The sequence below is a fragment of the Lachnotalea glycerini genome, from assembly GCF_003201285.1.
GTDB classification, from domain to species: domain Bacteria; phylum Bacillota; class Clostridia; order Lachnospirales; family Lachnospiraceae; genus Lachnotalea; species Lachnotalea glycerini.
Genome location: NZ_QICS01000009.1, coordinates 78,983 through 102,510 on the forward strand (window position 1 = coordinate 78,983; position 23,528 = coordinate 102,510).

The following is a 23,528-nucleotide window of genomic DNA, read 5'->3' on the forward strand; positions in this document are numbered from 1 at the left end:
TGAATGGCTTTCACTTATCATTTCATAAATTTATTGAATCTACTTTACTTTTTCCAAAATAAAGTTCACGGCTATTGCAGTTGCCTCATCTAATGCGTTTGTAAATCCATGATCCTGTCCATCCATTAGATGTAGCTTACTGTCTGCATACACATCATAATAACGCTGTGATGCCGTGTAGCTGACAATGGGATCTTTCGTTCCATGAATCAGGCATACAGGTCCTTGAAATTGTGCGGATACTTCATAAATTGGCAGCTTCTGTGCAATTCTAAAATAAAGGCTGCTTAACCGTTTATCCCAAAACTGAATATATTCTGGTATATTGGACGGATCGTATTCTGTCCCCATTAATGTCCCTTTGATTGCATCATCCTTTAACGTTGCAGCAGGTGCCATCTGAACAAGACAGGTAAACTCGTGCGGATAATATCCAGCAAGCATGCCAGCCACTACCCCTCCTTGTGAATGCCCCAGAATGCTGATGTTTTCAGCGAATGGGAGGCTCTTTGCATAGCGCAAAATCTCTCTGCCATCTTCAATTTCATTCATTACCGTCATATCTTCAAATATGCCTTCACTTTCGCCATGACCATTGAAATCAAAACGTACAGAAGCAATCCCTTTCTTGAGCAGTTCCTTTGCTACATTGACATGAAGAGGCTCCATACGATTTCCGGTAAAACCATGCATGAGAATTACAAGAGGGCATGTTTCATTTTCTTTTAATTCCGGTTTTTCTAGTGTTCCTACTAAATTTAATCCTCCGCGTTTTATTTTTACAAGTTCCATATTTCATTTCTCCTTTCGTTTATTGGCTTAACTTTTTTATGAGCTGCTTGGTAGAATACATATAACAGTAACAAGCGATACAAATTGACCGCCTTGCTGCCAGTCTGGCAAATTTGTATTACTTTAAACGTGGAAACAGTTTTAATGCGTTTTCACGGTAAATAAAACGACGTTGCTCATCAGTAATCAAATTAGTTTGATCTAACGCCTCCGCTAAGACAATACATCCAGCCTCTGGTGTATATGAATAATCACTTCCATAGAATAAATGATCAACCTCCGCAATTTGTAAAAGAGCAGATAATTGCACTGGCAGGCAAACCCCTGCGACATCATAATATAACCCCTTTAATGCAGTATATACATCAATCTCTCTTTCCGTATAATTACGAAATAAAGAGGGAGTAAATTTAATCGCGCTGGCAAGTCTATCAGCAAACACTGATAAAAATGCACCGGCATGAGGAATAACAAATTTAATATCCGGAAAACGTTTTAATGTTCCATTTAAGATCATATTGGTTACGGTACGGGTGGTATCAAAAAAATATTCCAATATTGGAAGTGGCAGATATTCCAGAACATTTTGTGGGACGCAACCAGGTTTATTTGGATGAAGAACCACTACCGATTTGTGTCCGTTTAACTCATCAAGTATAGGGTCAAAACACGAATCTCCCAGATAAATCCCCTGTGTATTTGTAGGTAAAGCAAAACCATCGGCATGCAAATCATTCAATGCATATTGAATTTCTTCAATACTATCCTTTCGATCGGGTACTGGTAACGATGCCAGCAAACCAAATTGACCAGGGTATTTCTTCACAAGTTCCGCGCCATCTTCATTTACTTTTCTAGCCAATATTTTAGTGGCATTTTTATCTCCAAAATTAATATGGGGAGCAGACATTGATAGCATAGAAGTAGAAATATCTAGTTTTTTCATAACTTCTAAATGTACTTGTGGATCCCATTCGGGAGTTGGATAACCATCTGGATTTGTTTCTCCTCTAGCCAATAGCGCTTCTCGATAGGCTTGTGGTAAATAATGTACATGCATGTCAATTTTTGGTATTCCATTTCCCTTGTAATTACTTTTTATACTTTTCATGTTCCTATCCATATTTCTCCCCCTCTTCTTAATAAGTTATGGATATTTGTAAAACCCCACAATATATCATTTTTAATCGATCAATAGTAACATATAACGCAAATACCCGATGACTTATATTGAGGTAATATCATTGCTCACTCTATAGATATGTTTCATTTTTTGTTGATTTAATTATCATCCTCATCATCTATATTCGTCATTATCAATGTATTAAAATCTGCATTTCTGGCTTTCTCAGCCATGATATGAAGCTTATTAATTACAAAATCCTGAGTGTCTTTATCTATTCCATCTGAAATATAATCAATCCATTTTTCTATCAGGCTATAAATTTGCTCTTTGTAGTCCTTACCCTTATCGGTAAGATAAAGGTTTTTAGCTCTTTTATCTTGTTCATTAATTTTTCTTATTATAAACCCTTTATTGACCAACGAGTTTATATTTTTTGTAGCTATTGATTTGTCTATCAGAAGAATGGAAGCGAGCTTCTCTTGATTCATTCCCTCATTATCATACAAGTTTACTAAGAATATACATTCCCAATAATTCAAACCTATCTTTTTAAAAGCAAGATTAATATAAGTTTGAAGTTGTCTGTTTAAGATTCCAAAAAATCTTGCATTGTGCTTTACATTCATTCCAATCTCCTTTGTTGATTTGTTCAACTATATTATATTTTTTTAAATTCATCTTGTCAACTAATATTATAATATCAGGGTCAAAATTTTATGTATTTAGTCATATTTATATAAATTTTTTAATATTATTCAAACACTTTTAAAATTTAGCTTTAAAATTAGTTGATATTTTCAACTAATTTTGTTATACTTAAGTCATTCATTAAATATTACTAATTTATCATGTGAAAGAAGGTTTTATTCATGCCATTAGATCCAGTATTTAACAAATTATTAGAAACAGATTTTGACAGTATGTATACATCCCTTAGTATGGATCAACTCAGAGAATATTATAGAAAAAGTTGGGATGATTATAAAGGAGATATTATTAAGATAGGAACTGTATCCAATCATATTGTTGAGACTTCCAAAAGAGAAACTCCAATCAGAATATATAATCCTAAAAATGGAAAAATTCATCCTGTATTTATCTGGATACATGGTGGCGGTTTTGTTTTTGGAGATATCGAAGTTTACGACTCTATATGCCGTAAAATAACAAACACTGTTAATTGTACGGTGATCTCAATCAATTATGGTTTGGCTCCTGAGCATAAATTCCCAGAGCCTGTGGAAGAATGTTATCAAGTTGTAAAATGGGTATATGAAAATGCAAAAGAATTGAATATACTTCCAGCTAAAATTGCCATTGGAGGTGACAGTGCAGGCGGAACAATTGCCGCAGTAATTGCTCAGCTTTCAAGAGACCGAAACGAATTTCCGATCGTTTATCAAGTGGAGGTTAATACCATGTTTGACTTGCTAGGTCAAACAAAGCCTTTATCAAGAGTGGAAAATGCAAAGGGGTACAGACTTACAACAGAAGCCAATAATAATTTTTTTATTCCTAATTATTTAAACAATTTATGCGAAGCTAAAAATCCCTTGGCTTCCCCATTACTTGCAGAAAATTTTAATGATCTGCCGGATGCATGTATCATTACATGTGAATATGATCCGTTAAGAGATGAGGGAGAGCATTATGCAAAAAACTTATCAGATGCTGGCGCTGATGTATGCCTTAAGCGATATGACGGTATGATTCACGGTTTTTTTAATATGCAAAGAACAGTGAAAGAAGCACGGGATGCGCTTGATTTGGTATGCACAAAATTGAATGAAGCTTTTTGGGAGGACGTCCATATACCGCGTAAGAACGAATAGAGCTAAAAATAAATTGATTTGAAAATGTTACTAACAGGCACTTATTGTGAGTTATCATTCTCAAACGTTGGTTCAATATACTCTTTAATTAATTTTATTCTATCCTTAGCATTTGGAACAAAAAAAGAAGCAATTGAAATTACCATTTTTTTCTTTTTATTAATGTAAATGGCATTTCCTCCATCTCCCAAAGCTGCATAGATATGTTCTCTTTCATCAATAATCCACCATAGATAACCATATGGCAGATTGCCCCATTGACTGCATCGACTATGCTCTTTTGTACTCTCATCGATCCACCATGCAGGTATGATTTGTTTATCATTCCATAATCCACCATCTAAGTACAATTGGCCTATTTTTGCCATATCCTTTGGGGTCAAGGTAAGACCCCAGCCTGCTGTGTTTACTCCTTGTGGGTCTACAACCCAGCCACTTGCATTTTTATCTTGAAAAAAGGCAATATGTTCTTCTTTATTGTTCAATACCACATTGTCACCAATATGAATTTCTAATGGCGAGAATAAATTTTCTTTTGCAAAATCTGACACTGATTGACCTGTTGCTTTTACAAGTATGCCCGACAGAATATGCGTTCCTATGATGGCAGAATACGTAAACTGTCCCACCTGTCCTTTTCCTCCTAATAAATCGAGAGCAGCGTTTATCCAATTATCACTTTTGAAAAACTTCTCGTATGGTTCTGACTTATATTTATACGGAGCTGTCATAGTAATCATATCCTTAATCGTGATACTTTGTATTGTTTTTTCACCTAATTTAACAGTATAATCAGGGAAAAAATCCAATACTTTTTGGTCTATACTTTTGATATACCCATTCTCTATAGCAATACCGATTAATGCTGAAAAAATACTTTTTGTTACCGACGCTACATGAACGGCGTTAGCAGCAGTATATCCATTAAAGTATTTTTCATATAACGACTTACCTTCTTTTTGTACAATAATCCCTGCGGTATTGCTATAGCTATTGCTTATTATCTTTTCTAACCATATTTTTTTTCTTTGAGTCATCTGCGTTTCATAATTCATGCTAAATACCTCCCTGTCTTGGAATTTGAATTGACTCTCAGGCTCTTTGGTGTTCCTTGGGCAATAATCTCACCACCCTTGTCTCCACCTTCTGGACCAAGTTCAATGATATAATCACAGTTTTTTAAAACATCTACATTGTGTTCAATGACAATCACCGAATTACCATTGGCAACGAGCTGGTCTAATAGCTTTAGCAGCAATGCCGTATCATATAAACTAAGACCCGTTGTTGGCTCATCTAATACATAGAGCATATTACCCTTTAACTGACGGCCCAGTTCTTTGGCAAGCTTCACTCTCTGTGCTTCACCACCGCTTAAAGAAGAAGTGGGCTGACCTAGTTTTAAGTAACCCATGCCCATCTGCTCTAAGATGCACAGTGGCTTCACAATGCTGTTTTGATCTGAAAAGAAAGAAATAGATTCCGTAATGCTCATCTCTAATACCTCTCCAATGGTTTTTTTGTTATATTCTACCAAAAGGCTTTCTTCATCAAACCGCTTACCATGACACGTCTGGCAGAGCTTATCTACAAAAAAATCAGAGGTCAGAACTATCCTTTCATAACCACTACCTTTGCAATCCTTACATGCTCCTTTCGAATGAAACGAAAAATGACCTGCACTCATATTTCTTTTTAAAGCTTCCGGCTGTTTTGCAAAAAGTTCTCGAATCTTATCCCAGATACCAATATAAGAGGCAGGCGTAGAACTGGCATTTCTTCCAATTGGCTCTTGGGATATCTTTACAAAACCACTAATTTGTTCTACTCCTGCTATACCCGTTGCATGACCATATTTTCTGGCGCTTACAAGACGTTTCAACAGTGTCTCCTCTATCAGAGAACTTTTACCAGTACCGGATAAGCCAGCAATCCCTACCATGGCATGAAGGGGAAACGCCACAGTTAAATCCTTTAAATAATGGGTATTGGCATGTTCCAAAGTAATACAGTTCGTTTTAACAAACAGATGTTTTCTGACCATGCGTTTGGGCATCAAACGTTTGCCGAAAAGATACTGACTAAGTAGAGTGTCCGCTTTCTCGTATTCTTTATAATCACCTTGGTAGACCACGCTGCCTCCTTCTGTACCTGCCTTAGGACCAATCTCAATAATATGGTCGGCATGACGAATCATCTCTTTATCATGCTCCACCACAATCACTGTATTGCCAAGATCTCTTAATTCCTTTACCGCTTTAATCATGCTTTCCTTCTCCGCTGGATGTAATCCTGCCATTGGCTCGTCAAAGACATAGATTAGGGAATCCAGTCTGGACTCCAAATGGAGATAGAGAAAAATGCGCTGTACCTCGCCGCCGCTTAAGGAAGCCATCTCTCGGTAAAGAGTCAGATGTCCTAAATTAAACTCGATTAAATACTTTATTTTCTCTTTCACATTTTTTACCATGTTCTTACCAAACGAAGATAGTTCTTCCTCTGATATTTCACTTAAGAAAAGGAAAATACCAGACAATGTCATCTGTCCCAGCTCACCAATACTCTTTCCATGAAGAAAGACTTCTCGCGCTTCTTCACCGATTCGTTCCCCCTGACAAACAGGGCAAGTCGTCTTTGCATAGACTTCCTCCACATCCTCACCCTTTTCATAAGCATTTCTTAGTATCCGCTCAAGACAGTAGCTTTGTTTGCCATTGTCATACGTTCCATAAACCACTTCGCCTTGAATAGCTTCTGGAAGTTCCCAAAATGGTGTCTCAAAATACATGCCGTATTTCTTTTTTAGAATGCGTAAGAAGCCATCTGTTACCTTAAGACTCTGATAGACCTTAAAAAGGGATGTTGTTTTGTTTGGAATCAACTGTAAAAGATTAATATCATAGTAAGAACCTCTTCCCTGACAGCTAATACACATACCATCGGCCGTTGTATAAAGAAAGGAACCTGGAGAGTGATGTTGATTCTTATGCTCTTTTATTGTTTTTGCATCGCTGGCATAAATAAGAGCCAACTGGTTTAGAATTCCGGTTTTTGTTCCAACTGTAGAACGGGGGTTGCTCTGCCTTATTATATTCTGACGTACCGCTACCGTTGGACCGATACCTTCTATCTTATCGAATCGGTTCTCATTATCAAGTCCAGCCAGAATGCCAATTGATCTAAGATACTGGTTCTTGCCTTCTTCAAACAAGATATCGAATGCAAGACTGGATTTACCAGAGCCACTGATACCTGTAATAATCACTAGTTTACGCTTGGGAATCGTTAGATTGATATTGTTTAGATTATGAATTCGTGCTCCTAGAATATTGATTTTTTCCATATGCTCACCTCGGAATCGATTTGCAGCATGTTAGAAATGAATGGGCTCAATCGGAACGTAGATGTCCACCTCATGGATAAGACTCTCACCCGCAGGCACATTACAATACACTTCAAATGGATATGAATTTCTTGGAACGTATCCACTTCCTGAGATCCACTCCTGATACATATAATTCCAGGCGTCACTGTACTGGTTCTGCTGAATTTGAAAATGTCCGACCGCATACAAACCGCTTTCTAAGTTCATTTTTCCAAGAATTCCGTCTTCCTGAAACATAAAGTCTTTTGGCACTGTCAGACACAGACTGGTACGAAACTGGCTCTCTTGTGTGAATTCCGGATTGTCATGGTACATGGCAAGCACCCAGTTCTGACCCTCAACAAGAAGGTGTTGTTTCTGCGCATGCTCAAATAAGATTTGTATCAGGCGCACATACTCTTTTGCCAATGTCTCATAAGTACCTGTATGTCTAACATAAGCGACTTGTTTCTCCTCCAGGTTTACTATGGTTATCTGCCCGGTCACGGGAAAAGGATTATCTGCCCATTCTTTCTTTGCTGTATCCTTATTGTACTCAGACAGTAAAAAAGAATCTTTGCAATTCTTGCTATATTCCTTTCTATATTCTCTTGGACTAACGCCATAGAAATTTTTAAATGCCCTGGAAAATACGGCTGAATCTGAAAGACCAAGTTCATAAGCAATATCCGTCATATTTTTATCTGTTCGATGTGCCAGTAAAAACAATGCATTTTCCATTCGAATCCGGTTCACATAATGGGCCAACGGCTCATGCAGCATACCCTGAAAAATACGGCAAAAATGATACTTGGAAAACCCGGCAGCACCAGAAAGTTCTTCAATGGATAGCGACTTTTCTAAATGATGCTCAATATAATCTTGTACTTTATGAATTCTTCGAATATACTCTTCCTGACACTTCTGATCTGACATATGTTTTCCTCCTGACAATATCTATATACACAGCCAAACTTTCAAATCTGATGTTGTAAATATTTAAATTTTTCTTCTTTCTACACTCACCTTAGCACCCATTTCTGCTAATAGTATAGCAGGAAAAGACTGCTCTATCAACGCAATATATGAGTATTTTCTAATATTCTTTTAATAATACATCTGGTATAATGGCATTGTAAAATTAACTACATAGATTAAAAACACCCCCAAATTTTACTAATTTACAGTACATTTTTCAGATTACCCCAAATTGGGGAGAAAGGAAATGGAGTCAATTACAAACTCCATGATACAAGGTGATAACTTTGAGAATACTGATTGCGGAAGATGATATAGATTTAAATGAAATCATAGTAAAAAAGCTTCGCGCTGAGGAATATGCAGTGGATAGCTGTTTTAATGGTCAGGACGCCCTTGACTATTTGGAAGCCGTACAATATGATGCCGCAGTTTTGGACATCATGATGCCGAAGTTGGATGGGCTTGAGGTCGTGCAGAAATTACGTACCAAAGGGAACCTGACACCCATCATTTTCCTAACCGCACGGGACACGATTAACGATAAAGTAAAGGGGCTTGATACCGGCGCAAATGATTATCTTGTGAAGCCCTTTTCCTTTGACGAACTGGCTGCCAGACTTCGAGCTATGACCCGTGTTGCCACAGGTAATCCTACTAATATCTATACCCTCGCCGACCTGACCCTTGATGCAGAATCCCACATTGTGAAACGTGCGGATAAGGAAATTACTTTGACAGCGAGAGAGTACACTCTTTTGGAATATTTGATGCGCAATAAAAATAAGGTGTTATCACGCCAAAAAATTGAGGATCATGTGTGGAATTATGACTACGAAGGAGGAACCAATGTGGTTGATGTCTATATCACCTATTTACGAAAGAAAATTGATGAAGGGCATGACATTAAATTCATCCATACCGTTCGCGGAATTGGTTACTGCATGAAGGTGGAAGAATGAAAAAGTTAACAATTAAGATGAAAATCACAATATGGTTTACCGTTTTTATGATTATCTTGTCGACAGTAGTCTTTGTCTTTATCGCGCTAATTTCAAATTCTACCGTATCCCAGGAAACCAGAGGCATGTTGATTTCCCTCGTGGAAGACAATACCAGAGAAGTTGAATATGACGATGGAGAGGTTGATATAGATGATGATTTTGTTTCTTTCAGTAATGGCGTTTACTGCCTTGTATTTGACAGCACCGGTAAAAAGTTCAGTGGTTATGCCCCCTACACCGAATTGGAAAGTCAAACCTTTGAGAATGCAAACATTCGTTCGGTGAGCATTGGCAAAGAAACCTATCTTATCTACGATCAATTAATTACCTCGAAAAAACACGCCGATCTTTGGGTCCGCGGTGTTGTTTTGGAAAGTGGTAATGCCATAACTTCATCAGCCGTATACCGTGCTGTACTGATCATGCTGCCAATATTAATTATTCTGGCTGCTGTTGGTGGCTATATGTTTGCCGGACGCTCCTTGCATCCTATCAAAAAAATAAGTAAGACAGCGGAAGATATAGGCAGCAGCGGCGACCTGTCAAAGCGAATTGACATTGATAACAATGGTGATGAATTATACCAGCTTGCCCAAACCTTTAACCGGATGTTTGCCCGGCTTGAAAAAAACTTTGAGGCAGAGCGAAGTTTTACCTCGGATGCCTCCCACGAGCTGCGAACACCAGTGGCTACTATTTTAGCTCAATGTGAATATGCATTTGAAAATGCCTCTGGTGAACAGGAATTGTACGAAGCGATTGGTGCAATTCAAAAACAGGGCTACCGTATTTCACACCTGATTGAATCCCTGTTACAATTTACCCGGATGGAGCAGCAAACAGAGGTAATCTCTTTCGAAACGGTTGAACTAAGCAAGCTTGTGTCCTATGTTTGCAAAGAGTATGAGGAAATCGGTGAGAAAGGCATAACACTGACCAAATTTATACAACCAGATATTATATATAAGGTTGATAGAACACTGTTTTCCCGAATGCTTGAAAATCTGATTCGAAACGCATTCCGTTATGGCAAAGACAACGGAACGATCACAGTTAGTCTGAAAGAAAGCGATAACGCTGTTATTCTGTCCGTAGCAGACGATGGTATTGGTATCGCGCCGGATGAACTTTCAAAAATCTGGAACCGTTTTTACCGAGCCGATAAATCTCGCAGCTTTGCAAAAGGAACAGGACTTGGACTAGGTCTGGCAATGGTCAAACAGATTGCAGAACTTCACGGTGGCAAGGTACAAGCGGAGAGCATACCCGATCTGGGCAGTGTCTTTACGGTAGAATTACCGGCTGAAAAATAAAATAACGATTTAACTTTTTCTAATATATCAATAATGGAATGGGATTTTATTATGATAAAGAAGAAGGAATGTTTCATTCTAATGATTCTCTAATTTAGGAATGCTATTCTATAAACAGAACATCGAAAGGAGTATTTATAATTATTACGTAATATGATCTAGAAACTAAGTATGACTAAAGGAGAATGAAAATGAAACATAAAAATATTTTAACATCAATAACAGCTATAGCGCTGCTTTCTATTTGTCTTACAGGCTGTCAAGCAAACACTGATGCAGAAACTAGCAGCAACGACACCAGTACCAACACCACTACCATCAGCAATGACACCAGTACCAACAACAACAGCAGTGTCGACAGCACCGAAAACAACAGCAGTGTCGACTACACCGAAAACAACAGCAGTGTCGACAGCACCGACAACGTGATAACACTTAATGGTTCTTCCATCTCTGCCGGGACCAATGTCAATGTGGATGGATCAACCGCCACAATAGTGACAGCAGGAACCTATGAAATCAAAGGTACTCTTGATGATGGACAAATTATAGTGGACACGGCTGACGAGGTCACTCTGGTTTTAAATAACACGAATATCACCTGTTCCACATCTTCGCCACTCTATATTAAGGAGGCTGAGAATGTGACAATCACGTTGGCGGAAGGTTCCACCAACACAATTACTGACGGCACTGCATATGACCTGATTGACCCTGCGACTGATCCGGATGCTGCCCTGTTTTCCAAATCTGATATGACAATTAACGGTACAGGAAGCCTTATCGTGAATGCCAATTACAACGATGGAATTACCAGCAAAGACACTTTGTTGATAGAAAGCGGCAATATCTCTGTCACATCAACCAATCACGGCATTGAAGGCAAAGACTACCTGATGGTAAACGGCGGCAGCATTACGGTTAATGCTGGTGGCGATGGGATTAAGGCCACAAATGACATGGAATTGTCTTTAGGCTACATTGAAATAAACAACGGAACACTGAATATCACAGCTACTGATGAAGGCATTTCGGCTATTTCCGGTGTAAAAATTACTGATGGCTCAATTTCAATTGCTACCTTAAACAATGGAATTAAATCTGATGGAACGATTGACATTCTTGGCGGAACCGTAGAAATCCAGACAGATGATGATGGATTGGTATTCACAGAAAAAACCATTGGCGATACTGCAGTGGTAAACGTGAATGGAGTAGCAATTTCCGAATAAACGCTAATATATGAAGATAGGACAAGGCGATCTGCCTTGTCTTTTTTAAATCGTAAACCTATAAGCAGGATATTCGTAGAACATTCCTATGTAATAAAATTTACCTGCTCCACTTAAAACTGTGAAACAGGTAATAGTTAAGATTTCTCTTATTTGGCCATTTTTAAATTTAGAATCTGTTTTGTTAATTCGGGTACGATTTTTTTGTAATCACCTACGATTCCATAGTCCGCAACATCAAAAATTGGCGCATTTTCATCTTTGTTAATCGCAATTATTATATCTGAATCTTCCATTCCTGCTACATGTTGAATTGCACCAGAAATACCAATGGCAAAATAGACATTGGGCCGTACCGTTTTGCCCGTCTGCCCCACTTGTAACTCTTTTGGCTTCCACCCTGCATCTACAACGGCGCGTGAACAACTTACCTCGCCTTGTATAGCAGCCGCCAGTTCTTCCAATATTTTGAAATTATCTGATCCTCCAACTCCACGACCACCGGATATTAAAATTTTAGCATCCATAATATCTACTGTTTCTGCCACTGATTTCACAATATCCAGAATTTCCACATATTTATGATTGCAAACAAATACCGGATCGTATTCCACCACAACGGCCTTTGCTTCTCGTATCGGTTTCATTGCCTGCATAACCCCAGGTCTTACTGTTGCCATCTGTGGACGGTGGTTGGGGCATGCAATGGTTGCAATTGTATTCCCACCGAAAGCTGGACGTGTCATTAAAAGCTGATGATGTTTTTGTTCTTTGCCAGCTACCGGATTAATAGGAAAATCTCCAATTTCCAGCTTGGTACAGTCTGCAGTCAGACCTGTAGCTACACGAGCGGAGACACATGGTCCAAGATCTCTTCCGATGGCTGTTGCTCCAACTAGCATAATCTCCGGATGATATGTCTTAATCATACTAGCAAGTGCATGAGCATATGGCTCTGTCCTATAATCTTTTAGTATGGGATTGTCAATAATGATTACTTTATCTGCTCCGTATTGTGCAAGCGGCTGTACCAAATTCTTCACATTTGATCCGATTAAAACCGCTGTCACATCAGTCTCTAATTCGTCAGCCAGTTCCCTAGCTTTTCCCAAAAGTTCCAATGATATTCTACTTAATTGCCCATCAACCTGCTGCGCGTAAATAGATACCCCTCTGTATTCTTGTAAATCCATTTTATTCACCACTTTTCCTTATAATGAAATAATGTGTTTTTCAGTCAACTTATCCATAAGATAAGCAACGGAATCTGAAACATCAAGTTTTACTACTTCTCCTGCTCCTTTTCTCACCTTATCGGATGCCTTTGCAATCTGTGTAGGCGAGCCTTTTAACCCCAAATTACTGTCATCTACTTCCTTTAAATTTTCTCTTTTCCATACCGTAAGTTCAACATCGTAGGCATCAAAGATACCACCCGGTGTCATATAACGAGGCTGATTCAGTTCGGAAAGTGCAGTAATCAGACAAGGCATTTGAACTTTCACTACATGATATCTGTCATCAAACTGACGTTTTACTATCACACTTTTATCCTCAATCCTCAAATTCTGTGCATAAGAAATCACAGGAATATTCAGATGTTCAGAAATTTGGGGACCAACCTGTGCTGTATCCCCGTCAATTGCCTGACGGCCTGTAATAATTAAATCATATTCCAGATTTTTGATCGCTCCGGCCAGAGTTGATGATGTCGCCCATGTATCTGCCCCTCCCAATACTCTATCCGTTACTAAAATCCCATGATCCGCTCCCATAGCCAGTGCTTCCCGTAAAACCTCATCCGCCTTGGGAAGTCCCATGGTAATCACCGTTACTTCTGCTTTGTACTGATCTTTTAACCGCAAAGCTGCCTCAAGACCTGCCTTATCATCCGGGTTCATAATTGCCAGCATTCCACTCCGGTTTAAGGTCCCATCTGGATTGAATTTTACTCCGCCTTTTGTATCAGGCACCTGTTTGACACAAACAATTATCTTCACTTTTAATCCTCCTTATTTCAAAACGTTTCCGGCTATCACCATACGTTGGACTTCTGAGGTACCCTCATAGATTTCGGTAATCTTGGCATCACGCATCATCCGCTCTACCTCATATTCCTTGATATATCCGTACCCACCATGCAGCTGTACTGCTTTCCTGGTTACTTCCATGGCTGTTTCTGCAGCATACAATTTAGCCATTGCCGCCTCAACGCTATAAGAATCCTTATTTTCTTTTGCTTTCGCTGCCTTGTATACAAGCAACTTTGCTGCTTCAATCTTAGTCGCCATATCCGCCAGTTGAAACTGTGTATTCTGAAATTGACCAATGGAACGGCCAAACTGCATTCTTTCTTTCACATATTTTACCGTATGATCAAATGCACCTTCCGCCAGACCAAGTGCCTGAGCGGCAATTCCGATTCGTCCACCATCCAGGGTATGCATTGCGATACCAAATCCTTTTCCTTTTGCTCCTAACATATTTTCATTTGGAATACAACAGTCATTAAATATTAATTCGTATGTGGATGATCCATTGATCCCCATTTTCCTTTCCTTTGTTCCAAAGCTGAACCCAGGTGTTCCTTTTTCAACAATAAACGCTGATATTTCTTTCTTTTTCGTGCCTCTTTTTTCTACTATACCGGTTACTGCTATTACAATATAAATGTCTGCTTCTTTTCCATTGGTAATAAAACATTTTGTTCCGTTTAGTATCCACTGCGTTCCTTGTAAAACTGCTTTTGTCTGCTGACCCTGAGCATCGGTTCCCGCTCCTGCTTCCGTTAATGCGAAGGCACCAAGTTTTCTTCCTGAAGCCAATTCAGGAATGTATTTTAGCTTCTGCTCTTTTGTACCGTAAGTAAGAATAGGATCGATACAAAGAGATGTGTGGGCAGATAAGATTACCGATGTTGTGCCACATTCCTTTGCCAATTCTTCTACACACATAATGTAAGAAAGCACATCGCATCCCTGCCCACCATATTCTTTGGGGACGGGAATCCCCATCAGACCACACTTTGCCATTTTATTGACGGTTTCTCTGGGAAATTCTTCAGTCTCGTCAACCTCTATCGCCAGAGGCTTTACTTCATTTTCAGTAAAACTTCTGTAGAGGGATTGTGCGAGAAGATGTTTTTTTGATAAATTAAAATCCATGTTCTGCTCCTCCATTTTATCTAACAATCCTTATAATCGCCTTCATAGATTTGATTTGGAATCCAGCTCTCCATAAAGGGTCTTTCCTGCTTCATTTTTCGGTATCTGATTCAAATACCTTACTATGACTGACCTTGCATTGATTCCTGTCATTTGAAATAAGTAATCCAAAATCAGTTCCTTTCCATTTTCTTTGGTAATGTCTGTATAAATAATCAATTGATCATCTACACCTATACACGCAAAGTCAACTTCTTCAAAGGAATCCTTTAACATACGCTCTACTTCATCCAGATTGATTCTGTTTCCAAATAACTTGATAAACCGCTTTTTCCTGCCTGTTATGTAGTAGTAACCGGACATATCCCGTTTTGCTATGTCACCTGTATATAGAATTCCTTTCCAATTATCCTGTTTTTTCAGGTCCTTTGCACAGCCTGCATATCCCAAGGCTACATTTTTTCCTTCATATACCAACTCTCCCTCGGTATCCGCTTTTAAAATCTCCTTACCCTCCTCATCTTTCAACCAGAATCTGCCTCCCGGTATCGCAATCCCTATGCTTCCACATTGTTTTACTGCCTTAAAAGACGGAAGATATCCCATGCGCGCCGTAGCTTCTGTCTGTCCATACATGACTATAAATTCTTTTCCTGTCCTTGCTGCATATAAGGCAAACTCCCTGTGAAGGTTCAAGGAAAGTTTTCCTCCTGCCTGAGTCATGGTTTTTAACTTCGGTAAGTCCATATCCATAAAACCAATTCGTTTTAGAATTTGGTATGTGTAGGGAACTCCACCAAAGGAAGTGGCTTTCTTTTCTTTTACAAAATTCCAGAAATCCCGTTCTACCATTCCCTGATTTGTAAGTAAAATTGTAGCGCCCTTTAAAACATGACTGTTAATGATGGACAAACCGTAAGTATAATTCATAGGAAGTGTTGTAACGGGTCTTTCGTTTTTATCAATATTTAGATACTTACAAATAGACGCAGCATTCGCATCAATATTGTCTCCACTCTGCCTCACCAGCTTAGGACTTCCCGTACTGCCTGATGTTGTCAAAAGCAAGGACAGTTCTTCATAAAGAGGTATGGATTGTTTCACTTTTCTGCGGCATAAGCAATATCCCCATGTTTTCCACACGATTTCGCTCTCACTTACTTTATCCAAACAGGAAACCGGCACATATAGAAAGTCAGGTTGATATTCGTTTAACAGTCTCGTCAATAATTTCTCATGAATGTGGCTTGCAAGCATCAGGGGAACGACTCCTGTTTTCAGACAGCTAAGATATCCTAGAAGTGAACCTATCGTATTGCTGCACAGAATGAAAACCAGACTTTTTTTACCAATGTTTTGATAAAATTCCTCTGCAAAGGAATCCAATTCCTGATAGGTAACCACCCTGTTCTTTTCATCCAGAGCAAGGACACGGTCACTATATGATTTTTCCATTTCAAACAGTTGCATCACAATCCTCCCGGCTAATCTGCCTAGACAGTGTCGTAACAAAATCCTGCCCATCCCAAATCAGATCCATATCCATAGCTCGCCCTATAGGTACCACCCGGTTGACTCCATAGAGATGATTGTTTAACACATAATCGGTCAAATCCTTTCCTCTGATACCGTAATAGGTTACTGTCTGAAGCTGCCTGACCGCCAATGGTTGGATAAAATCCTGCCACTCTCCCACACATTGGAAAAACATTCCGCAGTTTCCCAAAATCTGAAATGGATTATTGGGTATCTTCTGCAGCATAATGGTATACAGCAGATTGTCATAACGTTCGATTTTTATGGCTTCTTCGAATTCCATCGCAAACTTGCATAAAGCTTCGTATTTTAAAGTTGCCTTATGAGCTGTTATCTCATATCCGGCTGCTGCCCTAACTACTGCTTCCCACCATTTTCTTCGTGCTTTTTGGTTTGCTTTTGTCTCCTTTTTCTGGTTCCACAAAACAAACCTTGGACTTGAACAGGCATTCTGATCCACGGCATACGTGTCATTATAAAAACGGTGCGCCAGCTCCTCAAGTTCACCCTCCGAAATGACACTCATGCTCCTAGTATCCAGAATACAAATTGAATAACGGTTCGGAAACATCATCTGCACTGCATCGGGTTTCATGGGCATGCTTCGCAGCGACATTATGGTTTTGTTTTCTCCCCATATGACACACCCATCACACTGTTCTATCCATTTGTGAATCAATTCCTGTTCTCTGTCACAGGTGAATACGATGATTCGTTCTTTTAGTTTTTCATGCTCTGGCTGTTTCAAAAGTGAATCCATTCTTTGACACAGCTCTAAGTCCTGTTTTTGTGCTCTTAATGAAATCCGTACTGCACAGCTATTTCCTGCCAGCAGTCCCATAGCCAGACTGTAAGCAAACAATATTGGTACATTGGATGCCGGAATATGAAAAATAATACCTCTGCCCAGACGTACTCCCTTATCTTGATACCTTTTTTTAAATTCCTCCATATGGGTTCTTCTGCACCAGAACCCAAAGGCTTTTGTCTCTTTCCTTTGATATGCATTCACCCCATAGTCTTTTCGAATGATTACTGACAACTGATTTAAAAATTCCAGTACAGGTTCACAAAAAGGCTCCCATGGCTCTGCCAGCAGATTTTCCACTCCTGCCATAACCTTAACCTCACCTTTCATAGGTATCACTGCACCCCCTTATCTGTGCCTGCCGTATTCTGCCTGTTACTTTAAAATATTTTCCCAGGCGGCCGCAGGGACAATCATCTTCTCCCAGTAGGATTCCTTCATCTTCTGTTAAAATTGAATGTCCAGGATACGAATAAGGAAGAGGTGACAAAACCTGAATGATCCCTTTCTCCCCAATTTTACAAGGACTAAAATCTTCTGGTCTTCTCATGATTACATCCGAATAAATACTGGCATGAAAGTTGCCACAGGAGCATTCCATATAGATGCAGCCTGTCTGTTCTGCCATTCCGTAGTAATTGTGTATGTTTTCTATACCTGTCACCTCCCGGATTTTTTTCTTAAACTCGCCGGAGGATACTGACTTTTCCAAAAGCCTCTTCCAACCGCCTCCATGTACTAGTATGGCATTTTTTAGGTTAAGCTTTTTTCCAGATTGTCTAAGCACCTCATAAAAATACTCCCAGATTATATAGGTAAACCCAAAGATTAGTATCTTGTTTTCTTGGCAGCCATTAAGAAATTTCTCTATCCCATTTAAATCTAATTTCATATCTTGATTCAGTGCATAGCCGATTCTTGATGAAAAGATAGAAAATCCAAGAATCCCAGCACCTCTTGCTGAAAATAACTCTCGATTTTTCAGTACATCAAGACGATCAATGATCAAAAGTGGCAATCTCGATGCTCCAAAGAAATCCTCACCTATATTTGCCAGTGCTTTCTGCTGGTTGGTTGCTGTATCTGCATCCAGATAAATTTTAGATACTTTCTGTTCCTTTGTTCCTGAGGAAGTCACGGTTTTGTTTACCATGTGGCAAGGTACACTTTTCAATTCCATATTTTTAAATAATCCAACCGGAAGCATAGGAATCTTTTCTTCCTTGCTTTGAACTTCTTCTGGTATCTGCAGCATGATTAGGAATTTGTTGTATAGCTCACAATGCTGTCTATGATAAGCAGTCAGTTCTGCCAGCCATTCTCCATACAACTTACTTTTTTCCTCTTTTTTAAGTGAGTAAGGCTTCCTGCTCAGAATTTTTTCATAATCCAATCTTTTCACCTCCTGGTATCAAAGCAATTATGTATGTCAGAACTTCGGTAAAGGTTATATGGCTACACCATATTTTTTCATAATCTCTTTTCCCTTTTCATAGGAGGAAAAATCCATCACATCTGCGGTACTGATATGTATATCAAATACTTCTTCTAAATCAGATATTAACTCCATATGTCCAAGTGAATCCCATAACTGGGTTCCTCTGTATTTTAGCCCGGACAAAGCCTCTTCCTTTATTTTCAAATCCCGGACAAACAGTTGATTATATCTTTCTAAATTTGTCATAGTCTGTTACCTTCCTTTCATGATTCATACAAAACAACTCTTTCGTCCTCATCTGGTGACTGTTTTTCCTTCTCGTTTACTTTTAATTCCTGTTCCATACGAAGAAAACTCTCTTCATCCCATAAAACAAATAATTTCTTATCTGCTGTTAATTTAGAGGTTGTGGCACATCTTCTGCTGCATCCACATACTACCATCCAGTAATCACAGGATTGATTACTAGATGCTCCTACGTATTCATAAAGAGGATTCTCTTCTATAAATCTTCTTACTCGCTTAACTCTGTCATATACCGGATTACAGCCACCACAATACTTGATTCCAATTACCATTAGACCCTCCTTTATTCCTGAAATTCAAGCATATATTGAAGTTTTTTGGCGGCCGGACTCAAAGGACGGTTCGTATCGCTTACGATACAGATATTTCTTTCCGGAATTGGTTCATGAAGCTTGATCTCAACAATCTCTCCCTGATCTATATAAGGACGGGCAAACTCTTCCGGAACAAAACCAATACCAAGATTCTTTGTTATAATTGGAAGAATCAAATCCATAGTCGCTACTTTAATTGCAGGCTGCATCGTTAACCCACAGGATCGGTAAAATCCCTGAAAGAAAGAAAACGTGGTTGTGGAACTGGACATAGTAATCAGCGGAAGTTTTGTCAGCTCTGAAAGGTACACCGTATCGAGTCCATACTCCTTATACTTAGTCCCTCCCACTAATATACTGTTAAAGGGCTTAACCCTTACCACCTTTAATGTTTGTTCCAGGTCAAAAGGTGTTGTTATGATAGCCAAATCGATCTTGCCGGCTTTTAACTCATTTAATGTCTGTTGCGTGTTATGATTAAAAATATTAAGCTTTACCTGTGGATATTGTTCCTGAAATAGATTCAGCCTTGCCACTAGATAAGATAACATGGCGATCTGTGTGGCTCCTACATTTATGTATTCATGCTGCTCGCCCAGAAGTTCCCCCAGTTTTTCTTCTCCCTGAAACAGTTGTTTGCATGCTGGAGCAACGTAGCTATAAAGCAATTCTCCTTCTTCTGTTAACTTGACCCCTTTTCTAGATCGGATAAAAAGCTTACAACCTAACACGTTTTCCAAATTTTGCATACAATAAGTTACGGATGGCTGGCTGGTTACCAAAGCATTGGCTGCTCTGGTGAAATTCTTATATTTAGCCACATAATAAAAAACTTTATAATGTTCAAAATTAGCAGTCATACCATTACTTCTTTCTTTTATTTTTTGTCTGCGTTAATAGTTATTATATTTCTGTCATAATTGACAAATGCTCCACACACTGATAAACTACTATGCAAAGGAGGTTTCATATGGAGTCTATGGTAAAACAAATCGAAGCATTACTTGATGAAAAAGTGCGTCCCATTCTGGAAGAGCATGGTGGTAATATAACGATACAAAGTCTGGAACATCAGATCCTGAAAGTAAGACTAACCGGTAAATGTTTTGGATGTCCTGCTGCCCACAGTACAAATGAAGAACTGATTACATATGAGGTCCAGTCCGCTTTTCCCACCATTCAAGACGTTGTTCTGGTAGAAGAAATCAATCCAGAACTGCTTGACATGGCACACAAGATACTGGGGCATCAGTCATAATCTTTGTTTGTATCAAATTTTATGTTCTGAACCCGGAATCTATATTCCGGGTCTGTAACATAATAATTTATATACCACCATCTCTTTCTTTATCTAATTTTACATTTCTTTTGTAAAGCCACATATCATATGATATTTCTACAAAATTTAAGAAGTAGAAAAACCAGGATAAAAAGAACAGCCAGTCACAGGCAGATGGCAGCTCATAAAATAAAATAACTTTTCTGGCAATTCCAAAAATATACCCCAGCCATATGAAAAATTCAAAATGCAAACTCTTTCCTTTTGCAGTTTTGGATACATAAGATTTATATATCGAAAATGGCCAAGATATTCCAAATCCGATGATCATAAGTGTTTCCAATAAATTTGATATCATTGTTATGTCCATGTAATTCCCCCTTATTCACTATTAGAATGCTTCCCCAAAACGTTTTTCAAATTCTTCCATCAGCTCATCACGAAATTGTGGTGCAGCAATTTTTATCAGTTCTCTCCCCCTCTCCCTCAGAGATTTTCCCTTTAAGTGGGCGATTCCGTATTCCGTTACAATATAATCCACATCATTTCTACTTGTGGTTACTGCAGCTCCTTTTGTCAGAAAAGGTACAATCTTTGAAATGGTTCCTCCCTTGGTGGTAGCTCCAAATGCAATGACCGATCTTCCTCCTTTTGAGGCAGAAGCCCCTCTGACAAAATCCATTTGTCCCCCAACAGCAGAATACTGTTTCAGTCCGATTGACTCCGCGCAGACCTGCCCCATCAAATCAATCTGCAAGGCCGAATTTATCGATACCACATTATCATTCTGACTTATAACATATGGATCATTTACATAGCTTACAGGCTTCATGCAGATAGCTGGATTATCATTTACAAAATTATACAGCTCTTTTGTCCCCATCATGAATGTAATTACCATCCTGCCTTTGTCTATATTTTTCTTCTTTCCGGTAATTGCGCCTGTCTCATATAGATCCATAATTCCATCGGAAATCATCTCTGAATGGATGCCTAGATCTTTTTTATTTCCCAAAAACTTTAAAACTGCATCTGGAATTGCACCGATTCCAAGCTGCAGACAGTCTCCATCACGCACAAGACCGGCAATATTGGCTCCGATTTTCTCTTCTACTTCCCCAATAGGCGGACGGCTGTGTTCATGAATGGGTTCCTCACTTTCAACAATAGAGTCCAGTTTATTTACATGGATAAAATTATCCCCCATGACTCTTGGCATATTAGGGTTTATAACTCCAATTACTTTCGTTTCAGGTCTTTCTCCAACTTCCTTTCCAAAATCGCAGGACAAACCATAACTACAGTAACCATGGTCATCTGGTTGGGACAAAGTTACAAGAAATACATCTGCCGATTCTGTATTGGTCACGAAATCAGGAATTTGATGAAAGAAAACTGGCACATAATCTCCTTTTCCCTCTGCAATATAGCTTCTGCTTCTGGCTCCTATAAATAACGAGGAATACCTGAAATGTTTTTCCATCCCGGGCTTAAAATATTTGCATATCCCCAAGTCGTGCTGTTGGACGATGTGGATATCCCTTAAATCTTGTTCCACTACGTAATCTACCATTGCACTTACAAGCAAATCCGGTTCTGCTGCCGCATGACCAATTAACACTGTATCACCGGAATTTATTATTTTTACTGCTTCTTGAGGGGATGTTAACTTTGAAGCATACGTTTTTCTCCAGTCCATCAATTACACCTCCTGATATCTTTCTGCAAAACGCTTCTCAAATTCTTCTGCAAGCGCATCCCGAAACTGTGGGGCTGCAATTCGAATTAGCTGGCTTGCCCGCTCTCTGAGGGTATTTCCCTTCATCTTAGCGATTCCATATTCTGTTACAATATAGTCAACATCATTCCTACTGGTAGTTACGGTACCTCCTTTAGTCAGATACGGAACAATCTTTGAAATTGTGCCTTTTCTTGCGCTGGAAGGAAAGGCTAATATAGATCTTCCTCCTTTTGAGAATGAAGCACCTCGTATAAAGTCTACCTGACCGCCGATTCCTGAAAACTGCTTTAACCCCATAGCTTCCGAACATGCCTCACCCATTAGATTTACTTCAACAGAGGAATTGATGGAAACCAGGTGATCGTTTTTCCCTATAATTACCGGATGATTGACATAATCCACCGGTGCCATATAAATGCCTGGATTGTCGTCTGCGAAATCATACAGCCGTTTCGTTCCCATAAGGAATGAAACCACCATTTTATCCCGATTGAAATTCTTTGCCCGGCAATTGATAACCCCTTTCTCATACAAATCAATCACACCATCCGAAATCATCTCCGAATGAATACCCAGATCCTTTTTATCTTTAAGGGATTTTAAAACTGCATCCGGAATGCCTCCAATTCCAAGCTGCAAACAATCTCCATCGTTTACTAAGGAGGCAATATGTTCTCCTATCGCCATCTCTACCTCGCCAATTTTAGGAAGTCCTAGCTCTGGTATCGGTGTATCATCTTCTACAATTACATCTATCTCGCTTACATGTATAAAACTATCCCCCAAGGTACGCGGCATATTTGGATTTAAGACTGCAATCAGTTTTGCACTCTCTACCTCTGCTGCCGGTTTTGTATAGTCACAGGAAACCCCAAAGCTGCAGTATCCGTCTTCATCGGGCAAAGACAACGTTGCCAGTACCACATCCGGCTGTTTTATATTCCGATAAAAATCAGGCGTCTGGTAAAAGTAGCAAGGTGTGAAATCTCCTCGTCCGCTGTTGACACAGTCTCTGGTTTTTGCCCCTAGAAAAAAGCTTTTTTCTCTAAAATGTTTTTCCATTCCTGGCTGTGCATAGAGGGAATGCCCCATATCTACCTGCTGATAAATTTCAATTGCTTGTAAATCAGCCTTAACCGCATAATCCACCATTGCATCAACCAATTTAACTGGTTCTCCCACTGCATGACCAATTACTACATGATCACCAGATTTTATTGTCTTAACGGCTTCTTCCATGGTTTTCAGTTTTGATGTATATATTTTTCTCCAATCCATACTTATGTAACCTCCCACATATA

General features: G+C 39.1%; 23 protein-coding genes. 5 read left to right on the forward strand and 18 right to left on the reverse strand.

The window, feature by feature from the left end; genetic code table 11:
• Positions 1-39 precede the first annotated feature (39 nt).
• From C8E03_RS15515 to C8E03_RS15525, 3 genes are all read right to left on the reverse strand, one after another.
• The gene (locus C8E03_RS15515; RefSeq protein ID WP_094376085.1) at positions 40-792 is read right to left on the reverse strand and encodes an alpha/beta hydrolase family protein; all 753 of its coding nucleotides are present in this window, start codon (positions 790-792) and stop codon (positions 40-42) included.
• Positions 793-910: 118 nt separating this feature from the next.
• A complete protein-coding gene (locus C8E03_RS15520; RefSeq protein WP_094376084.1) occupies positions 911-1,915 on the reverse strand; it encodes an amidohydrolase family protein in 1,005 nt (334 codons plus the stop codon).
• A 158-nt stretch (positions 1,916-2,073) separates the two neighbouring features.
• Complete coding sequence (locus C8E03_RS15525) at positions 2,074-2,544, reverse strand: MarR family winged helix-turn-helix transcriptional regulator (protein ID WP_094376083.1); 471 nt, start codon at positions 2,542-2,544, stop codon at positions 2,074-2,076.
• Positions 2,545-2,787: 243 nt separating this feature from the next.
• Here C8E03_RS15525 and C8E03_RS15530 point away from each other — a divergent pair, with 243 nt between their 5' ends.
• A complete protein-coding gene (locus C8E03_RS15530; RefSeq protein WP_110291511.1) occupies positions 2,788-3,750 on the forward strand; it encodes an alpha/beta hydrolase in 963 nt (320 codons plus the stop codon).
• Positions 3,751-3,791: 41 nt separating this feature from the next.
• On the opposite strand, the gene C8E03_RS15535 is transcribed toward C8E03_RS15530, so the two are convergent.
• Genes C8E03_RS15535 through C8E03_RS15545 form a run of 3 tightly spaced genes read right to left on the reverse strand, consistent with a single transcriptional unit; the run spans position 3,792 to position 8,050 of the window.
• Entirely contained in the window at positions 3,792-4,805 is a 1,014-nt protein-coding gene (locus C8E03_RS15535) for a serine hydrolase domain-containing protein (RefSeq protein WP_330410838.1), read from the reverse strand.
• The gene (locus C8E03_RS15540; protein ID WP_110291512.1) at positions 4,802-7,093 is read right to left on the reverse strand and encodes an excinuclease ABC subunit UvrA; all 2,292 of its coding nucleotides are present in this window, start codon (positions 7,091-7,093) and stop codon (positions 4,802-4,804) included. Before C8E03_RS15540 ends, C8E03_RS15535 begins: the two co-directional genes overlap by 4 nt.
• A gap of 30 nt (positions 7,094-7,123) precedes the next feature.
• Positions 7,124-8,050, reverse strand: a complete 927-nt coding sequence (locus C8E03_RS15545; RefSeq protein ID WP_110291513.1) for an AraC family transcriptional regulator — start codon at positions 8,048-8,050, stop codon at positions 7,124-7,126.
• 329 nt (positions 8,051-8,379) lie between these two features.
• On the opposite strand from C8E03_RS15545, the gene C8E03_RS15550 reads away from it, so the two are divergent.
• The 3 genes from C8E03_RS15550 (at position 8,380) to C8E03_RS15560 (ending at position 11,641) form a co-directional block, all read left to right on the forward strand.
• The gene (locus tag C8E03_RS15550; protein WP_094376079.1) at positions 8,380-9,054 is read left to right on the forward strand and encodes a response regulator transcription factor; all 675 of its coding nucleotides are present in this window, start codon (positions 8,380-8,382) and stop codon (positions 9,052-9,054) included.
• Positions 9,051-10,409, forward strand: coding sequence for a sensor histidine kinase (locus C8E03_RS15555; protein ID WP_110291514.1), 1,359 nt, complete (start codon positions 9,051-9,053; stop codon positions 10,407-10,409). The genes C8E03_RS15550 and C8E03_RS15555 overlap by 4 nt, the downstream gene beginning before the upstream one ends.
• A 191-nt stretch (positions 10,410-10,600) precedes the next feature.
• Entirely contained in the window at positions 10,601-11,641 is a 1,041-nt protein-coding gene (locus C8E03_RS15560) for a carbohydrate-binding domain-containing protein (RefSeq protein ID WP_170123018.1), read from the forward strand.
• Positions 11,642-11,790: 149 nt separating this feature from the next.
• On the opposite strand, the gene C8E03_RS15565 is transcribed toward C8E03_RS15560, so the two are convergent.
• From C8E03_RS15565 to C8E03_RS15605, 9 genes are read right to left on the reverse strand one after another with little or no spacing between them, the layout of a single operon-like run.
• Positions 11,791-12,834 carry an electron transfer flavoprotein subunit alpha/FixB family protein gene (locus tag C8E03_RS15565; RefSeq protein ID WP_110291516.1) on the reverse strand — a complete coding sequence of 348 codons (1,044 nt, stop codon included), beginning with the start codon at positions 12,832-12,834 and terminating at the stop codon, positions 11,791-11,793.
• Positions 12,835-12,852: 18 nt separating this feature from the next.
• Positions 12,853-13,641, reverse strand: a complete 789-nt coding sequence (locus C8E03_RS15570; protein ID WP_094376075.1) for an electron transfer flavoprotein subunit beta/FixA family protein — start codon at positions 13,639-13,641, stop codon at positions 12,853-12,855.
• Positions 13,642-13,653: 12 nt separating this feature from the next.
• Positions 13,654-14,805: an acyl-CoA dehydrogenase gene (locus tag C8E03_RS15575; RefSeq protein WP_094376074.1), complete on the reverse strand. Its 1,152-nt coding sequence runs from the start codon at positions 14,803-14,805 to the stop codon at positions 13,654-13,656.
• A 42-nt stretch (positions 14,806-14,847) separates the two neighbouring features.
• Positions 14,848-16,275, reverse strand: coding sequence for an AMP-binding protein (locus tag C8E03_RS15580; RefSeq protein WP_110291517.1), 1,428 nt, complete (start codon positions 16,273-16,275; stop codon positions 14,848-14,850).
• A complete protein-coding gene (locus C8E03_RS15585) occupies positions 16,262-17,479 on the reverse strand; it encodes an acyl-CoA reductase (RefSeq protein ID WP_110291518.1) in 1,218 nt (405 codons plus the stop codon). The genes C8E03_RS15580 and C8E03_RS15585 overlap by 14 nt, the downstream gene beginning before the upstream one ends.
• On the reverse strand, positions 17,469-18,542 hold the full coding sequence (locus tag C8E03_RS15590; protein ID WP_094376071.1) for a LuxE/PaaK family acyltransferase: 1,074 nt from the start codon (positions 18,540-18,542) through the stop codon (positions 17,469-17,471). Before C8E03_RS15590 ends, C8E03_RS15585 begins: the two co-directional genes overlap by 11 nt.
• A 54-nt stretch (positions 18,543-18,596) precedes the next feature.
• Complete coding sequence (locus C8E03_RS15595) at positions 18,597-18,833, reverse strand: acyl carrier protein (protein WP_094376070.1); 237 nt, start codon at positions 18,831-18,833, stop codon at positions 18,597-18,599.
• A gap of 17 nt (positions 18,834-18,850) precedes the next feature.
• Positions 18,851-19,165 carry a hypothetical protein gene (locus tag C8E03_RS15600; RefSeq protein ID WP_110291519.1) on the reverse strand — a complete coding sequence of 105 codons (315 nt, stop codon included), beginning with the start codon at positions 19,163-19,165 and terminating at the stop codon, positions 18,851-18,853.
• Between the two features lie 11 nt (positions 19,166-19,176).
• Complete coding sequence (locus C8E03_RS15605; protein ID WP_110291520.1) at positions 19,177-20,067, reverse strand: LysR family transcriptional regulator; 891 nt, start codon at positions 20,065-20,067, stop codon at positions 19,177-19,179.
• 110 nt (positions 20,068-20,177) lie between these two features.
• Between C8E03_RS15605 and C8E03_RS15610 the strand changes: the two genes are divergently transcribed.
• The gene (locus tag C8E03_RS15610; RefSeq protein WP_242993585.1) at positions 20,178-20,465 is read left to right on the forward strand and encodes a NifU family protein; all 288 of its coding nucleotides are present in this window, start codon (positions 20,178-20,180) and stop codon (positions 20,463-20,465) included.
• A gap of 67 nt (positions 20,466-20,532) precedes the next feature.
• On the opposite strand, the gene C8E03_RS15615 is transcribed toward C8E03_RS15610, so the two are convergent.
• The 3 genes from C8E03_RS15615 to C8E03_RS15625 are packed head-to-tail and all read right to left on the reverse strand — an operon-like array spanning position 20,533 to position 23,505.
• On the reverse strand, positions 20,533-20,856 hold the full coding sequence (locus C8E03_RS15615) for a hypothetical protein (protein WP_242993587.1): 324 nt from the start codon (positions 20,854-20,856) through the stop codon (positions 20,533-20,535).
• 21 nt (positions 20,857-20,877) lie between these two features.
• On the reverse strand, positions 20,878-22,185 hold the full coding sequence (locus tag C8E03_RS15620) for an acetyl-CoA hydrolase/transferase family protein (RefSeq protein WP_094376067.1): 1,308 nt from the start codon (positions 22,183-22,185) through the stop codon (positions 20,878-20,880).
• Between the two features lie 3 nt (positions 22,186-22,188).
• A complete protein-coding gene (locus tag C8E03_RS15625) occupies positions 22,189-23,505 on the reverse strand; it encodes an acetyl-CoA hydrolase/transferase family protein (protein ID WP_110291521.1) in 1,317 nt (438 codons plus the stop codon).
• Positions 23,506-23,528 lie beyond the last annotated feature (23 nt).

What these genes read in the sequence shown, in the direction of transcription:
- C8E03_RS15515 (WP_094376085.1), bottom strand. Translation starts at nt 792, where the DNA reads ATGGAACTTGTAAAAATAAAACGCGGAGGATTAAATTTAGTAGGAACA.
- C8E03_RS15520 (WP_094376084.1), bottom strand. Translation starts at nt 1,915, where the DNA reads ATGGATAGGAACATGAAAAGTATAAAAAGTAATTACAAGGGAAATGGA.
- C8E03_RS15525 (WP_094376083.1), bottom strand. Translation starts at nt 2,544, where the DNA reads ATGAATGTAAAGCACAATGCAAGATTTTTTGGAATCTTAAACAGACAA.
- C8E03_RS15530 (WP_110291511.1), top strand. Translation starts at nt 2,788, where the DNA reads ATGCCATTAGATCCAGTATTTAACAAATTATTAGAAACAGATTTTGAC.
- C8E03_RS15535 (WP_330410838.1), bottom strand. Translation starts at nt 4,805, where the DNA reads ATGAATTATGAAACGCAGATGACTCAAAGAAAAAAAATATGGTTAGAA.
- C8E03_RS15540 (WP_110291512.1), bottom strand. Translation starts at nt 7,093, where the DNA reads ATGGAAAAAATCAATATTCTAGGAGCACGAATTCATAATCTAAACAAT.
- C8E03_RS15545 (WP_110291513.1), bottom strand. Translation starts at nt 8,050, where the DNA reads ATGTCAGATCAGAAGTGTCAGGAAGAGTATATTCGAAGAATTCATAAA.
- C8E03_RS15555 (WP_110291514.1), top strand. Translation starts at nt 9,051, where the DNA reads ATGAAAAAGTTAACAATTAAGATGAAAATCACAATATGGTTTACCGTT.
- C8E03_RS15560 (WP_170123018.1), top strand. Translation starts at nt 10,601, where the DNA reads ATGAAACATAAAAATATTTTAACATCAATAACAGCTATAGCGCTGCTT.
- C8E03_RS15565 (WP_110291516.1), bottom strand. Translation starts at nt 12,834, where the DNA reads ATGGATTTACAAGAATACAGAGGGGTATCTATTTACGCGCAGCAGGTT.
- C8E03_RS15575 (WP_094376074.1), bottom strand. Translation starts at nt 14,805, where the DNA reads ATGGATTTTAATTTATCAAAAAAACATCTTCTCGCACAATCCCTCTAC.
- C8E03_RS15580 (WP_110291517.1), bottom strand. Translation starts at nt 16,275, where the DNA reads ATGCAACTGTTTGAAATGGAAAAATCATATAGTGACCGTGTCCTTGCT.
- C8E03_RS15585 (WP_110291518.1), bottom strand. Translation starts at nt 17,479, where the DNA reads ATGAAAGGTGAGGTTAAGGTTATGGCAGGAGTGGAAAATCTGCTGGCA.
- C8E03_RS15595 (WP_094376070.1), bottom strand. Translation starts at nt 18,833, where the DNA reads ATGACAAATTTAGAAAGATATAATCAACTGTTTGTCCGGGATTTGAAA.
- C8E03_RS15600 (WP_110291519.1), bottom strand. Translation starts at nt 19,165, where the DNA reads ATGGTAATTGGAATCAAGTATTGTGGTGGCTGTAATCCGGTATATGAC.
- C8E03_RS15605 (WP_110291520.1), bottom strand. Translation starts at nt 20,067, where the DNA reads ATGACTGCTAATTTTGAACATTATAAAGTTTTTTATTATGTGGCTAAA.
- C8E03_RS15610 (WP_242993585.1), top strand. Translation starts at nt 20,178, where the DNA reads ATGGAGTCTATGGTAAAACAAATCGAAGCATTACTTGATGAAAAAGTG.
- C8E03_RS15615 (WP_242993587.1), bottom strand. Translation starts at nt 20,856, where the DNA reads ATGGACATAACAATGATATCAAATTTATTGGAAACACTTATGATCATC.
- C8E03_RS15620 (WP_094376067.1), bottom strand. Translation starts at nt 22,185, where the DNA reads ATGGACTGGAGAAAAACGTATGCTTCAAAGTTAACATCCCCTCAAGAA.
- C8E03_RS15625 (WP_110291521.1), bottom strand. Translation starts at nt 23,505, where the DNA reads ATGGATTGGAGAAAAATATATACATCAAAACTGAAAACCATGGAAGAA.